General features: G+C 64.3%; 13 protein-coding genes and 1 pseudogene. 8 read left to right on the top strand and 6 right to left on the bottom strand.

All coding sequences use genetic code 11. The annotated features are described in order from the left end of the window. Positions 1–23: 23 nt before the first annotated feature. Positions 24–1,478: an MFS transporter gene (locus CGK93_RS05845; RefSeq protein ID WP_089594013.1), complete on the bottom strand. Its 1,455-nt coding sequence runs from the start codon at positions 1,476–1,478 to the stop codon at positions 24–26. A 135-nt stretch (positions 1,479–1,613) separates the two neighbouring features. On the opposite strand from CGK93_RS05845, the gene CGK93_RS05840 reads away from it, so the two are divergent. From CGK93_RS05840 to CGK93_RS05825, 4 genes are read left to right on the top strand one after another with little or no spacing between them, the layout of a single operon-like run. Then, positions 1,614–2,387: a GntR family transcriptional regulator gene (locus CGK93_RS05840; RefSeq protein WP_089594012.1), complete on the top strand. Its 774-nt coding sequence runs from the start codon at positions 1,614–1,616 to the stop codon at positions 2,385–2,387. 46 nt (positions 2,388–2,433) lie between these two features. Further along, the gene (locus tag CGK93_RS05835; RefSeq protein ID WP_089594011.1) at positions 2,434–3,318 is read left to right on the top strand and encodes a ribokinase; all 885 of its coding nucleotides are present in this window, start codon (positions 2,434–2,436) and stop codon (positions 3,316–3,318) included. 55 nt (positions 3,319–3,373) lie between these two features. Next, a complete protein-coding gene (locus CGK93_RS05830; RefSeq protein WP_089594010.1) occupies positions 3,374–3,640 on the top strand; it encodes a type II toxin-antitoxin system Phd/YefM family antitoxin in 267 nt (88 codons plus the stop codon). After that, positions 3,637–4,029, top strand: coding sequence for a type II toxin-antitoxin system VapC family toxin (locus CGK93_RS05825; RefSeq protein ID WP_089594009.1), 393 nt, complete (start codon positions 3,637–3,639; stop codon positions 4,027–4,029). Before CGK93_RS05830 ends, CGK93_RS05825 begins: the two co-directional genes overlap by 4 nt. Positions 4,030–4,043: 14 nt before the next feature. Here CGK93_RS05825 and CGK93_RS05820 read toward each other — a convergent pair whose 3' ends face one another. The 3 genes and pseudogenes from CGK93_RS05820 to CGK93_RS05810 all read right to left on the bottom strand — a co-directional run bounded on the left by CGK93_RS05820 (position 4,044) and on the right by CGK93_RS05810 (position 6,542). Continuing rightward, positions 4,044–4,328 (bottom strand): acylphosphatase, encoded by a 285-nt coding sequence (locus CGK93_RS05820; RefSeq protein WP_089594008.1) that lies wholly within the window; start codon positions 4,326–4,328, stop codon positions 4,044–4,046. A 111-nt stretch (positions 4,329–4,439) separates the two neighbouring features. After that, entirely contained in the window at positions 4,440–5,354 is a 915-nt protein-coding gene (locus CGK93_RS05815; protein WP_089594007.1) for a pullulanase X25 domain-containing protein, read from the bottom strand. Positions 5,355–5,511: 157 nt separating this feature from the next. Further along, positions 5,512–6,542: pseudogene (locus CGK93_RS05810) on the bottom strand (adenosine deaminase). 83 nt (positions 6,543–6,625) lie between these two features. Here CGK93_RS05810 and CGK93_RS05805 point away from each other — a divergent pair. From CGK93_RS05805 to CGK93_RS05795, 3 genes are all read left to right on the top strand, one after another. Next, complete coding sequence (locus CGK93_RS05805) at positions 6,626–7,540, top strand: MSMEG_6728 family protein (protein WP_089594006.1); 915 nt, start codon at positions 6,626–6,628, stop codon at positions 7,538–7,540. 118 nt (positions 7,541–7,658) lie between these two features. After that, positions 7,659–8,051, top strand: coding sequence for a DUF1622 domain-containing protein (locus CGK93_RS05800; RefSeq protein WP_089594005.1), 393 nt, complete (start codon positions 7,659–7,661; stop codon positions 8,049–8,051). Then, positions 8,048–9,076, top strand: coding sequence for an alpha/beta hydrolase (locus CGK93_RS05795; protein WP_089594004.1), 1,029 nt, complete (start codon positions 8,048–8,050; stop codon positions 9,074–9,076). Before CGK93_RS05800 ends, CGK93_RS05795 begins: the two co-directional genes overlap by 4 nt. Before the next feature lie 26 nt (positions 9,077–9,102). Here the strand turns inward: CGK93_RS05795 and CGK93_RS05790 are convergent, their stop codons facing one another. Continuing rightward, positions 9,103–11,556: a Tex family protein gene (locus CGK93_RS05790; protein ID WP_089594003.1), complete on the bottom strand. Its 2,454-nt coding sequence runs from the start codon at positions 11,554–11,556 to the stop codon at positions 9,103–9,105. An 88-nt stretch (positions 11,557–11,644) separates the two neighbouring features. Between CGK93_RS05790 and CGK93_RS05785 the strand changes: the two genes are divergently transcribed. Continuing rightward, the gene (locus tag CGK93_RS05785) at positions 11,645–11,941 is read left to right on the top strand and encodes a hypothetical protein (protein ID WP_089594002.1); all 297 of its coding nucleotides are present in this window, start codon (positions 11,645–11,647) and stop codon (positions 11,939–11,941) included. A gap of 52 nt (positions 11,942–11,993) precedes the next feature. Here the strand turns inward: CGK93_RS05785 and CGK93_RS05780 are convergent, their stop codons facing one another. Next, a complete protein-coding gene (locus CGK93_RS05780; RefSeq protein WP_089594001.1) occupies positions 11,994–12,428 on the bottom strand; it encodes a CBS domain-containing protein in 435 nt (144 codons plus the stop codon). Positions 12,429–12,527: the final 99 nt, after the last annotated feature.

Raw genomic sequence — 12,527 nt, 5'->3', positions numbered from 1 at the left:
CAGCCGGGCGCCGGCGTCGTGCGTTAGATCTTTTCGCCCTTGGGGGCCGCAATGAAGAGACTGACGATGAAGGCCAGAGCGGTGATGGACACTGAGATCCAGAGGGCGGTGGAGTATCCGGCGGCGGTGCCCTGACCTGCAAACGGGGCAACAATCACGACGCCGAGGCTCGCCCCGATGCCAAAGGAGGCACCGTTGATGCCCGGCAAGGCGGCTGGTGCTTCCTTGGGCGAGAGCAGTACGGACAAGCCGTTGATGGCCGTGAGGAAGAAGCCGTTATAGAAGATGCCCAGGGCGGCGATGGCAATCAGGACGGCCACTTGGTTGTGCGAGAACAATGCAGCGACGATCGCGCAGGCGAGGCTGGTGGCCGTGCCGACCCGGACGGTCTTGATCCAACCGCGGCGGTCGGCGATCCAGCCGGCGAGCGGTGCGGCAAATACACCGATGAGCGCTGCGGGCGTGAGGAACAACAGAGCGGCGACCGACGCAGACAGGCCGAAGCCGTTCTCCTTGTCCTGGCTCAGCAACACCACAGTGAAGTTGATGATGGCGAAGATTCCGGCGAGGGTCAGCACGGTGGTGGCGATGACGGGCCAAACCTGGCGTGAACGGAGGTGGTGGACCGCGACCAGCGGAGTTTCGCGCTTCTTTTCGATGAGCCAGAACGCGGCAAAGGAAACGATGCTTCCAGCGAGCAGGCCGAGGGCGGCAGGCGAGGTCCAGCCGGCCGAAGAACCCGTGGAGACAAAGTAGGTGATGAAGACGAGGAACACGGACAGGGAACCTGCGCCCCACCAGTCCATCCGGCCCGGGGCGACCGCGGACTTGCCGCCGGGGACCACTTTGATGACGCAGACGACGGCGATCGCGGCCAGTACCAGGACGGCGACGAAGATCGACTGGAAGCCAAGGGTCTCCGCCATAAGTCCGCCGAAGTAGCCATCCACGCCGCCAACGCCGCCGTTGATGGCCGCAATGATGCCGATGGAGGTGCCGAAGAGCCGGGCCGGCAGGTACTCATTGAGGACGATGTAGGACAGCGCAAAGATGGCGCTGGAGACACCCTGCATGAAGCGGCCTGTGACCAGCAACGGCAGGGTAGGCGCGAAAATGCACAGCACCGTTCCTGCGCCCATGATCGCCAGCACCAGCAGGAGGGCATTGCGGCGGCCGATGAAGTCGCTCCATCGCCCGATGACCGGGCCGGCAATGGCGCCGGCCAGGAAGAACATCGACTGAACCTGTGCCACGGCTTCTGGGGTTTCGCCGAAGAAGGAGCCGATGTGCGGGAGTGCCGGGGTGATCATGCTGGCGTTGAGTTGGAAGGCCAGCACTGCCAGGACCAGCGTGGTGATCAGCAGCGCGGCGGCTTTTCCGTGGAAGCGGCCTTCGTCCGTGACCGCTTTTGGTGTCTGCGTTGGTGCTGGGGCCTGCGGGTCTACAGCCTGCGGGGCTGTGGCGGTGGGGATGTTCACATCAAACTCCTTTGTCCGAGGGCGCGGGGCGGCGCCACGAGATGTGAGTTGTTATACAAGCATGTATTACGAGCTTGTGCAACCTGTCACAGTCATCCGGTACAGTGTCGGTAACCCATCTCAAGTGAGGCACCCTTGACCGACAACGCCGTCCAGTTCCTGTCACGACCCATCGCCACCCAGCCAGGTCAGCCTTTGCGCGTCGCGGCCTACTCCCGCATCGCCGAGGCCATCCGCACCAAGATCCTGCCGCCCGGTTCACTGCTCCCCACGGAGACCGAGCTGGGCATCATGATGGACGTCAGCCGCACCGTGATCCGGGAAGCGCTGATGTTGCTCGAAGAAGACGGTCTCACCCGGGCACGCCGTGGAGTGGGCCGCTTCGTAGCCGACTCGCTCCCCCGCATCGGCATCGAACACATCCGCCCGTTCGACCAACTCCTTGGCGGGCCGGACCAAGACATCCAGGTCAAACGGGTAGCCGCCATCAAGCAGCCCGCGTCGGAATTCGTGGCTCCTGGCATCGGCGTGCAGCCTGATGAAGACGTGTGGTTCTGGGAAAGCGTGCTCATCCGGAACGGCGAGCCTGTTGCCCACCTCCAGGAAAACGTGGCCCAAGGAATCCCCGAAGCCCAGGCCCTGGCCGAAGCGGCAGAGGCTCCCACACTTTCCGCATCAACGCTCCTGGAGGTCCTCGGTGGTCTTCCCGGGGCTTCCCTTGGGCCGGGCGAATGCGAAATCAGCCTCAGCACCGCCGGTCCCAGCCGCGCAAAGCTGCTGGGCCTCCGCCCGTCCGACCCCGTACTGGTCCTCACCCAATACGTGCGCCGGAACGGTAATGCCTTCTACCTCGCCAAATGCCTGGTGGCTGCCAAGGCCGGCCACCTCTCCGTCATCCAGTCCTCCTGACTTTCCCCTGATTCCTGCACCGACCTTCACCCGTAAAGGACCTTCCATGAGCACGTCTCCTCAGTTTGCTGCGCCCTCATCCCTGGCCGTGGTGGGCAGCATCAACCTCGACATCACGGCCACCGCCGGCCGACTCCCCTCCCCGGGCGAAACCGTGGGTGGTGGCGTCCTCCGACAGCAGCCCGGCGGCAAGGGCGCCAACCAAGCCGTTGCCGCGGCCCGGCTCTCGGGCACGTCCCGCATGGTGGGGGCAGTGGGCCAGGACGACGCGGGACTCGGCCTCATCAGCGCGATGTCGGGTGCCGGCGTCGACGTCCAGGACATCGCCCGCGTGGACGCCGCTACGGGAACTGCGCTGGTGCTGGTGGACAGCGAGGGCGAGAACCAGATTGTGGTGTGCCCCGGCGCCAACGGTTCTGTGTCCCTGGAAGGTGTGACCTTCGGTGCCGACGAGGCCATTCTTTGCCAGCTCGAAGTGGACCAGGACGTGGTGTTGGAGGCCGCCCGGCGCGCTACGGGCTTCTTCGTCCTGAACGCCGCTCCGGCCGCGCCGATCATTCCCGAACTCCTGGAACGCTGCAACCTGGTGATCGTGAACGAGACAGAGTATGAACTGATTCCGGCCCTTCGAAATGCCCCGCTGGTTGCCGTCACTTACGGGGGCGACGGCTCAGCCATCTTTGTCGATGGAGAACGAGTGGCCGAGGCCCCGGCCGTACGTGTCACGGACATTGCCAACACCATCGGTGCCGGGGATGCGTTCTGCGCGGCGCTGGTCCTGGCGCTCCAGTCCGGGCTGGAGTATTCGCACGCCTTGGCAGTGGCAAATGCCGTTGGCGCGGACGCCGTCCGGGACGCTTCCTCGCAGCCCGCACTGAAGCCACTGGAGCACTACATTGAGGCGACAAGTTCTGCCGCCCAGCCCGCCTGATACGCCGGCGGGACGCCCCAAAACCTGCGTGCTACGATTGCTACGGAGGCTGACCATGACAACTATTCCGCATCGGGAACTACGCAACCAGAGCAGTAAGATTCTGGAACGCGTCAAGAATGGCGAAGTCATTGACGTCACCAACAATGGCGAGGTGACGGCCACCCTTATTCCTCCATCAGCTTCGCCTTTTGAGCGACTGCTCCAAGCAGGCAGCGTCCGGCCCGCCAGTGAGTCGCCTGTGGACTTCTCTCTTCTGCCTCGCATCAGCAGCGACATGACCACAGCCGAGATCCTGGCCGATCTGCGTGGCGATCGGTGATCGCCTACGTCGACACTTCCGCCGCCATGAAGTTGGTGGTCGATGAACGCGAATCCTCGGCCGCTGCCGCCTACCTGGTAGAGGCAGCAGCCTCCGGAGGCCACTTAGTGGCCTCCATGCTCCTCTACACGGAGCTTCACTGCGCGGCCCGTCGCAGGAATATGCCGTTCGACGTTGTCAACGCCGTTTTGGCTGGCATCAACCTGGTGGACATAACCCGCTCAGATCTCATGTATGCAGCTGCCCTTCCGGGGCAACTTCGCAGCGCGGATGCCATTCATTTGGCGACGGCCATTCGGCTCCAGACCGACAAATTGGTTGCTTATGACCATGAACTGCTTCTTGCCGCTACAGAGTCAGGCCTGACCACCGCGTCACCGGGGGCGTAGCATCGTCTGACTCGCTAGTCGATAATCCGGAAGTCGTCGAACTCCTCCGTTGCGTCGGAAACCTGGAAATCAACGTCCGTCACTTGGCCCGGGGCACCCGACGAGTGGAGCCATGCCACGAGGTGCTCAACATCGGAGACAGTTCCCTCGGCCACCAACTCCACAGAGCCGTCGGGGCTGTTGCGGACCGTTCCCTTCAACATCAGTTCGTCGGCTTTCCGGGCGGCCCAGTAGCGGAACCCGACCCCCTGGACAACGCCGGTGATGCGGGCTGTGACGCGCTGGGCTTCGTCAGTCATGGAACCACCTTAACGAAACCTGCCCCTGTCCGTCCCACTCAGCGTTCAACGTTCAAACCGTTCAACGACGAGGCAAGCGAACAAGGGCCGGTTTCGAACCGGCAAAAGGACTTAGCCGACCACGATGTCCCGCGTCTCGTGGCTGTACGTGATGGTGACCGGGCCGCCGTCGTGGTTCAACTCGTGGTTGGCACCATCACGGGCGCCAAACGCACCGTAGTTCTCATCCCACGACCGGTTGAGTGCGATCTTGTACGTGTAGAAGCCGGCAGGCAGTTCAGCCGTGATGGTCCACACCTGGACCAGCGGGTTGAACTCCATCTGGGCTTCGTCGTACTGCGGCGCCCAATCCTCGGGCGCACCGAGGATCTTGTTGAAGTCACCGGCAATCGCGACGGCCTCGGGCTGCGGCACGGTTTCGACGGCGGTGGCCGCCGCTGCCTTGGCCGGCGCCTTGCGGGTGGCCTTCTTCGCAGCCGGCGCCTTGGTGGCTGTGGCGGCCTTGGCCTTGGGAGCCGACACCTTCGCGGCGGCAACCTTCGGCTCCGCTACGTCGGTAGCTGCGACCTTCGGAGCAGCCGCTTTCCTCGGAGCCGCAGCCCGTTTGGTGGCTGCAGCCTTCTTGGCGGCAGTCTTCGCAGACGGGGCCGTCGCAGGCGGGGCCGTCGGAACGGGAACGTCGGCTGGAACCGGGGTTCCGGCGTCGAGCGCTGCACCGAAAGCGGCCGCGTCCGGGAAAGCCACGGTGGCACGCAGGCCGTCCTCCGGAATGGTCCAGCCGGAACGGCCCTTGACCAGCCAGCCGGCCTTGACCAGCTTGGCCGATGCCGAGGTGAGGGTCTTGTGACCGCGGGGGATGCCGCCACTGAGAAGTTCAGCCTCGTGATCATTGAAAGGTACGCGGACGATCGCTTCGGCCAGGACCTCGCCGGCGTTGAGGGTTGTCTCGGACCACACGCTTTCAGCGAGGATGTCCAGTACGGCCTTCAGACGAAGGTTGGTGTTCTCGGCGGTGTTCGCGCCCATGCTTCTCCTTCAACGGGTGAATACTCCCTTGCAGTTTGCCAATGAATTGTTAATTCCCGCGACTGCAGAAGGTAAACACCGTGTGTCGTGACCGAGTGTGACATCCCGGACGCCGCAAGTGATCTACAGGTATCGGCTGACGGGGTCCAAGGGCCGTTTAAGCGTGGGGAACCGAAGCCTTCACCCACTCGGTGACCTCGTCCAGCAGCACCAATTTCCGGGCGTCACTGGCGAACGAAGAACGAATGGAGTTGGCCGCCAACGTGGCCTGTTCCGGCACGGAGAATTCCAGGACCTTGGCCAGTTGCTCAAAGTTGTCGTCCACATAGCCGCCGAAGTAGGCGGGGTCGTCGGAGTTCACGCAAACGTTCAGGCCGATGGCGAGCATTTCGGGCAAGGGGTGGTCAGCCAGCTTGTCCACTGCGCGCAGCCTGACGTTGGAGAGCGGGCACACAGTCAGCGGCACCTGCTCCGCCACCAGGCGCTGGACCACGTCAGTGTCTTCCATGCAGCGGATGCCATGATCAATCCGCTCCACATGCAGCACATCCAACGCCTCGGTGATGTAGCTGGCAGGGCCTTCCTCGCCCGCGTGGGCGATCCTGCGCAGCCCGGCCTCGCCGGCGCGCTGGTACAGGCGTTCAAATTTCGACGGCGGATTACCCACCTCGGCGGAGTCCAGCCCGATGCCGACAATCGGTGCATGCATGGCAAGGAGCTGGTCCAGGACGTCCAAGGCAGAGTCCTCGGACATGTCCCGCAGGAACGCGGCGATGAGGAGGGTGGAGACGCCAAAGTCCTCTTCGGAGGTGGCCAAGGCGTTGGCCACGCCGTTGACGCAGGTTTCCAGAGCCACGCCCCGGGAGATGTGGGCCTGGGGGTCCATCATGATTTCCGCGTGGCGCACTCCCCGGCGGCTGCCCGCTTCAGGTAGGCACGCGTCATGTCGGTGAAGTCCTGCTCGGTCTGCAGGACGGCCATGTTGGCGTAGTAGAGGTCCAGGAAGGACTGAAGATCCGTGAACTCGTACTTTTCGCGCAGTTCTTCGATGTCTTGGTACGGCAACTCAATGCCGTTTCGTTCGGCCAGGGCAAAGATCAACTCTGGCTGGAGAGTCCCTTCGATGTGCAGGTGCAGTTCGGCAACCGGGGGCGCCGTGGTGACAGTTTTCTCGTCAAAAGTTTCCACCCTGCAACTCTAGGCCCCAACAAAGGCACGTGTCCCGGAGCACTCAACTTGGTTCTCGCGCCCGGCACCCTCAAACTGAAAGGATGCAGACTTTCCTCCCCTTCGCCGATTTCCGTGAGAGTGCCAAGGCGCTCGACACCTCAAGGCTCGGCAAGCAGCGCGTCGAAGCACTCCAGGTCCTCCGCGCTTTGGTGATCCCGGAGTACGGTTGGCAGCAGCACCCCGCCGTCCGCATGTGGATGGGCCACGTCCCTGCCCTCACCATGTACGGCCTGGCCATGGCCGACGAATGGATGGGCCGCGGGCACCCGGACAACACGCGCGCGAACATCGCCGAGTTCGCCCCGCAGGCAGCCCACCCGGACTACGCCTCCCGGATTGTCATGCCGCCGTGGCTCGGACACGAGGACCTGCACCTCAGCCACCGCTCCAAGCTGCTGGGCAAAGACCCCAAGCACTATGCGCAGATTTTCCCCGGCATCGAGGAAAAGCTGGAATACGTGTGGCCTGAGCCCAAGCACGAGTTCCACCCGGAGGACCCGGAAGAGGACCGCCTCCTGATCCTGCGCTCCAACGTGGAGGACCTCCGCCCGGAGCAGCTCACCACCGTCAGCATGCCGCCGCACGGCAAGGCCAAGTCCGCGCCTGTTGCAGACCCGGACGAGTACCAATTTGTGTACGCGGAGGAGAAGTCCCGCCGGCAGGTAGGCGGCCCCAAGAAACGTCCGGTGGCACCGCGCGAGAAGAAGCCCACGCGGAAGCGCCAGGCACAGGAGCAGGCGTTCAACACCTTGCCCGGCAAGACCGAGCTGGCCGTTCCGTTCGATGATGGCCAGACGTTCGCTGTTGGCTTGATCCAAGGCCGGCCCATCACGGTGGACGGCCGCTTCGCCCGCAACTTCGAGGTCACCAACGTGATCAAGCGCTCCGACTTCGACTATCCCGCGCTCCTGCAGGATCCCCGGGTCTTCTTCCCGGTCCCGGCCCCCGCGCTGTAGCGGCACCCTGCAACACCGCACGACGGCGGCAGCCAGGTTCTGTTTTTACGGAACCCGGCTGCCGCCGTCGTTGGTTGCTGTGTGAGACGGTGGAGACACGCAGCTACGGAGGAGGGCCATGGATTTCCAGCACATCATCGAAGAAGTCGGCCGGTACATGGACTTCGCCGGGGTGGCGGTCATGGTGATCGGAGCCTTGGTTTCCGTTCCGATGGCCCTGCGCGGCTACCAGCCAAAGCGCGCCTCCGGCCTCACACCGTTCTCCCCCTACCGTTCCTACCGGCAGCTCCTGGGTCGGTCCATCCTTCTAGGGCTCGAGCTCCTGGTGGCCGCGGACATCATCCGGACCGTCGCCGTCACCCCCACTTTTGAGAGCGTGGGCGTCCTCGCAATCATCGTGCTGATCCGGACCTTCCTGAGCTTCTCCCTGGAACTGGAAATCACTGGCCGCTGGCCGTGGCAGAAGGAAAAGAACGCCGAAGCTGGCGAGCCGCTACGATCACAGTCATGACACAGCCATGGGAACCGGACATTCTTGGCGAGGGCTTTGAGCAGCAAACGCTCAACCTCGACGGCGGCGCTGTCGCCACCGTGGTGCGGTACCTCGGGACCCAGCCGGAGTGGTTGGGCACCTTGGACGGGGCTGCTGGCACTGGAATTGATGCCGATGTCCTTTACGTCCACGGCTGGTCCGACTACTTCTTCCAAAAGCACCTGGCCGAGTTCTGGCACCGGGCCGGTGCACGCTTCTACGCCCTGGACCTGCACAACTACGGCCGCAGCCTGAGCCCGGGCATGGTGCCGGGATTTGTCACCAACCTGGCCGACTACGACGCCGACATCGCAGCAGCACTGTCAGCGATGGGCCGTTCAGGTGACCCCGGGCGGGATCGGCCTCTCATTCTCTTGGGCCACTCCACCGGTGGGCTCACCCTCAGTCTGTGGGCTGCCCGCCATCCTGGAATGGCGTCGGCGTTGATCCTCAACAGTCCCTGGCTGGAGTTCCAGGCGACTGAGCTCGGCCGGCGGGCGATCGCGCCCTTGGTAGGGCTCCACGCCCGACTCCACCCCTTGGCACCGCTGCCGCCAGTAGATCCGGGCATCTATACCCGGGCTGTATCAGCCACCCTCGACGGCGAATGGGACTACAACCTTGAGTGGCGGCCTGACCGGGGCTTCCCTGTCACGCCCGCATTCCTTGACGCCGTGTTCCGGGGACAAGCCACCGTTGCCGCCGGTTTGGGCATAGACGTCCCAGTGCTTGTGCTGCTCTCGGACAAGAGCTACCTGCAGCCAAGGTGGTCCGCAGACGCGCTCACGGCCGACGTAGCCTTGAACGTGGACGCCGTGGCCCACCGTTCCCTGTCCTTGGCGGACACGGTCACGGTGAGCCGGTTGCCGAATGCGTTCCACGACATCTTCCTGTCGCCCGAACCCATCCGGCGGGAAGCCTTCGCACGCATCGGGCGCTGGGTTCCCACAGCACTCCAGCTTTCGGATGCAATGGAGTGGGAAGCCAGGACCGCAGGCCTGTAGGGCCCGCAGTAAATTCCCGAGTCCAGTTACTTCCCGAGTCCGGCCCGTCGCAGTGCTTCAGCCATGGCCGTGTTCGCGGGCTCCGGAGCCTGCTGGGGCTTGCCTGGCCGCGCCCCGCCCTGACGTCGATCACCTTGACCCTGCCGCGGCGCCCCTTGGCCGGGCTGACCACCGGGACGCTGACCGGGCTGACCGCCGCCACGCTGACCACCCGAAGTCCTGTCGCCCGACTCCCGGCCACCTGAAGCACGCCCGCCGGTGCCGCGGCCGCCCGCTGCGCCGGGTTCGTCGTCGAGCCTCAAGGTCAGGGAGATGCGCTTCCGCTCGGGGTCTGCTTCCAGGACCTTGACCCGGACCACCTGGCCGGACTTCACGATTTCGCGGGGATCCGAGACGAACTTGTTGGACAGCGCCGAGACGTGGACCAGGCCGTCCTGGTGCACTCCGACGTCCACGAACGCACCGAACGCGGCCACGTTGGTCACTGTGCCCTCAAGGATCATGCCGGGCTTGAGGTCGGAGATCTTTTCGATGCCCTCGGAGAACGACGCCGCCTTGAACGCAGGACGCGGATCGCGGCCCGGCTTCTCCAGCTCGGACATAATGTCCTTCACCGTAGGCAAACCAAAGGTGCCGTCCACGAAAGACTGCGGATCCAGCGCCGTGGCGGGTCCGCCGCCGGCTGCTACCAGGATCTTCCGGGCCACGGAGTAAGCCTCCGGGTGCACGCTGGAGGCATCCAGCGGCTCCACTCCCCCGGTGATCCGGAGGAAGCCGGCGCACTGTTCGAAGGCCTTGGCGCCCAGCCGCGGCACTTTCTTCAGGTCGCTGCGTTTGGCGAACGGGCCATTCTCGTTCCGGTAAGCCACGATGTTTTCGCTCAGCAGGGGACCGACGCCGGCCACACGGCTCAGCAGCGCCGGCGATGCGGTGTTCACATCCACGCCCACGGCGTTCACGCAGTCTTCCACTACAGCGTCCAATGAACGGTCCAGCTTCGCAGCGGTGACGTCGTGCTGGTACTGCCCCACACCGATCGACTTCGGCTCGATCTTGACCAGTTCCGCCAAGGGATCCTGGAGTCGGCGGGCAATGGACACAGCCCCACGCAGCGAAACGTCCATGCCCGGAAGTTCGGAAGCGGCCAAGGCAGACGCTGAATACACGGAGGCTCCGGCTTCGGATACCACCAGCTTCTGAATTCCCTTGGAACCTGCGGCTTCGAGGGACTTGATGAGTTCGGTGGCCAGCTTGTCCGTCTCACGGGAGGCGGTGCCGTTGCCGATCGCGACGAGTTCCACCTTGTACTGCTTGGCGAGCCGGCCGAGGGTGGCCAGGGCTTCGTCCCACTTCTTGACAGGTGCATGCGGGTAGATCGTTTCCGTAGTGACCACCTTGCCCGTGCCGTCCACCACAGCCACCTTCACGCCGGTCCGGAGACCCGGATCGAGCCCAAGGGTGGCGCGGTTGCCGGCCGGCGCGGCGAGCAGGACGTCACGCAGGTTGGCGGCAAACACGCGAACGGCCTCATCCTCGGCATCCGCGAACATGCGTCCGCGAAGATCAGTGGTCAGCCGATCCAGAATGCGTCCCCGCCAGGCGAGCTGGGCGGTTTGCATCAGCCAGGTATCGGCGGGCCGACCCTGGTTGGCGACTCCGAGGCACTTGGCCACAGCGTTCTCATACTTACCCCGGGCGGCGGCCAGGGCGTCGTCGTCGGCTGGGTCCGCCTCGGCGAGATCCAACTCCAGGACACCGTCCTTTTCGCCACGCAACAGCGCGAGCACGCGGTGCGACGGCATTCCGGAGGGCACCTGCGTGAACTCGAAGTAGTCCTTGAACTTCTGGCCCTCGGCCTCCATGCCCTTCTTGACGCGGGACACCATGCGTCCCTGCTTCCAAAGGCGTTCCCGCAGATCTTCGGCGAGATCGGCGTCCTGCCCCACGCGCTCCACCAGGATGGCGCGGGCTCCTGCGAGCGCTGCAGTGGCGTCGTCGATGGAGTGCCCGGCGTTCAGGTACTTGGCGGCTTCGGTCGTGGGATCCAGCTGCGGATTGGCCAGCAGGACGTCGGCCAGCGGCTCCAGCCCGGCTTCGCGGGCGATCTGCGCTTTGGTGCGGCGCTTGGATTTGAACGGCAGATAGATGTCTTCAAGGCGCGCCTTGGTATCAGCGCCGACGACGGCGGCTTCGAGTTCCGGGGTCAGCTTGCCTTGTGCGGCAATCGCCTCGAGGACGGACTTGCGCCGTTCTTCCAGCTCGCGCAGGTATCTGAGGCGTTCCTCAAGGTCGCGGAGCTGGGTGTCATCGAGCGTCCCGGTGACTTCCTTGCGGTAGCGGGCGATGAAGGGGACGGTGGATCCGGCGTCGAGCAGTTCCACCGCGGCCTTGACTTGCCAGGCCTTGACGCCGAGTTCAGCGGCGATCTGGGCGTGGATGGCGGTATCAGCTGACTGGTGTTGGAGATTTGAAGTCACCATGACAGTTTGCCTCACGTGGGCGACAGTTTCCGAAGACGGGTAGCGCGAAGGCCTATCCCGGGGACGCCGTTAGTGCTGTAGTTGGACCATGCAGGAACTGCTCATCATCCTTCAGGACGGGTTTGATGCCGATGACGTGACCGTCACCGTCAACGGCAAGGAAGCCGTATCCGAGCACGGCATCTCCACCAAGATGCTGCTGGGGATGGCCGACGAAGTCACGGTGGAACTTCCCGCCAAGGGTGCCACGGTGGGGGTGGAAGTCAGCAGCAGACAGCTCAGCGCAACGAAGAAGCTCGTGGGAAAACCCAAGAGCCTGATCGTCTCCATCGAAGAGGGCGAACTGGTGTTGCGTGAAGGAACGGGCCGCGAGGCCTTCCTCTAAGGGAGGGCCTCGCGGCGGCTGGAGTGGATACTGCGGAACCGCTGGGACTGGTTCAGTGGGCCATGTGCTCCTTGGCGGAGATGTGCTCCACCATTTCGCCCAGGCGCTGTTCGGCATAGTGGTTGCGGGCGATGTCGCCCTGGCTGATGATGCCCACCAACTTGTGGTCGCTGATGACGGGCAGGCGGCGGACTTGGCGTTCCTCCATTATGGTGACGGCCTCGTCCACGTTGGCATCGGCGTCCACCCAGTACGGCTTGCCGGTGGCGAGCTCGCGGGCAAGGACTTCGCGGGCGTCCTTACCTTCGGCCAAACACTTGACCACAATGTCGCGGTCGGTGATGAAGCCGGTGAGCTTGCCGTCGCTGCCGCAGATGGGAAGTGAACCGCAGTCCAGATCCCTCATCAGCATGGCGGCTTCCTGGAGAGTTTTATCCTCGCCGATGCACTGCGCATTCGTGGTCATGAATTCACGTACGGCACTCATGGGTCCTCCTTCATCGATTGGGGTGATCGACGCGGGGCCTGCGGCACGAGTCCTTCGGCTCCGGGCGCCGATGATGCCAGCCTACGCTCGCTGGGTACC

The sequence above is a fragment of the Arthrobacter sp. YN genome, assembly GCF_002224285.1.
GTDB lineage: Bacteria > Actinomycetota > Actinomycetes > Actinomycetales > Micrococcaceae > Arthrobacter.
This window is presented reverse-complemented; position numbering and strand designations above follow the sequence as displayed.

What these genes read in the sequence shown, in the direction of transcription:
- CGK93_RS05835 (WP_089594011.1), top strand. Translation starts at nt 2,434, where the DNA reads ATGAGCACGTCTCCTCAGTTTGCTGCGCCCTCATCCCTGGCCGTGGTG.
- CGK93_RS05830 (WP_089594010.1), top strand. Translation starts at nt 3,374, where the DNA reads ATGACAACTATTCCGCATCGGGAACTACGCAACCAGAGCAGTAAGATT.
- CGK93_RS05820 (WP_089594008.1), bottom strand. Translation starts at nt 4,328, where the DNA reads ATGACTGACGAAGCCCAGCGCGTCACAGCCCGCATCACCGGCGTTGTC.
- CGK93_RS05815 (WP_089594007.1), bottom strand. Translation starts at nt 5,354, where the DNA reads ATGGGCGCGAACACCGCCGAGAACACCAACCTTCGTCTGAAGGCCGTA.
- CGK93_RS05805 (WP_089594006.1), top strand. Translation starts at nt 6,626, where the DNA reads ATGCAGACTTTCCTCCCCTTCGCCGATTTCCGTGAGAGTGCCAAGGCG.
- CGK93_RS05800 (WP_089594005.1), top strand. Translation starts at nt 7,659, where the DNA reads ATGGATTTCCAGCACATCATCGAAGAAGTCGGCCGGTACATGGACTTC.
- CGK93_RS05795 (WP_089594004.1), top strand. Translation starts at nt 8,048, where the DNA reads ATGACACAGCCATGGGAACCGGACATTCTTGGCGAGGGCTTTGAGCAG.
- CGK93_RS05790 (WP_089594003.1), bottom strand. Translation starts at nt 11,556, where the DNA reads ATGGTGACTTCAAATCTCCAACACCAGTCAGCTGATACCGCCATCCAC.
- CGK93_RS05785 (WP_089594002.1), top strand. Translation starts at nt 11,645, where the DNA reads ATGCAGGAACTGCTCATCATCCTTCAGGACGGGTTTGATGCCGATGAC.
- CGK93_RS05780 (WP_089594001.1), bottom strand. Translation starts at nt 12,428, where the DNA reads ATGAGTGCCGTACGTGAATTCATGACCACGAATGCGCAGTGCATCGGC.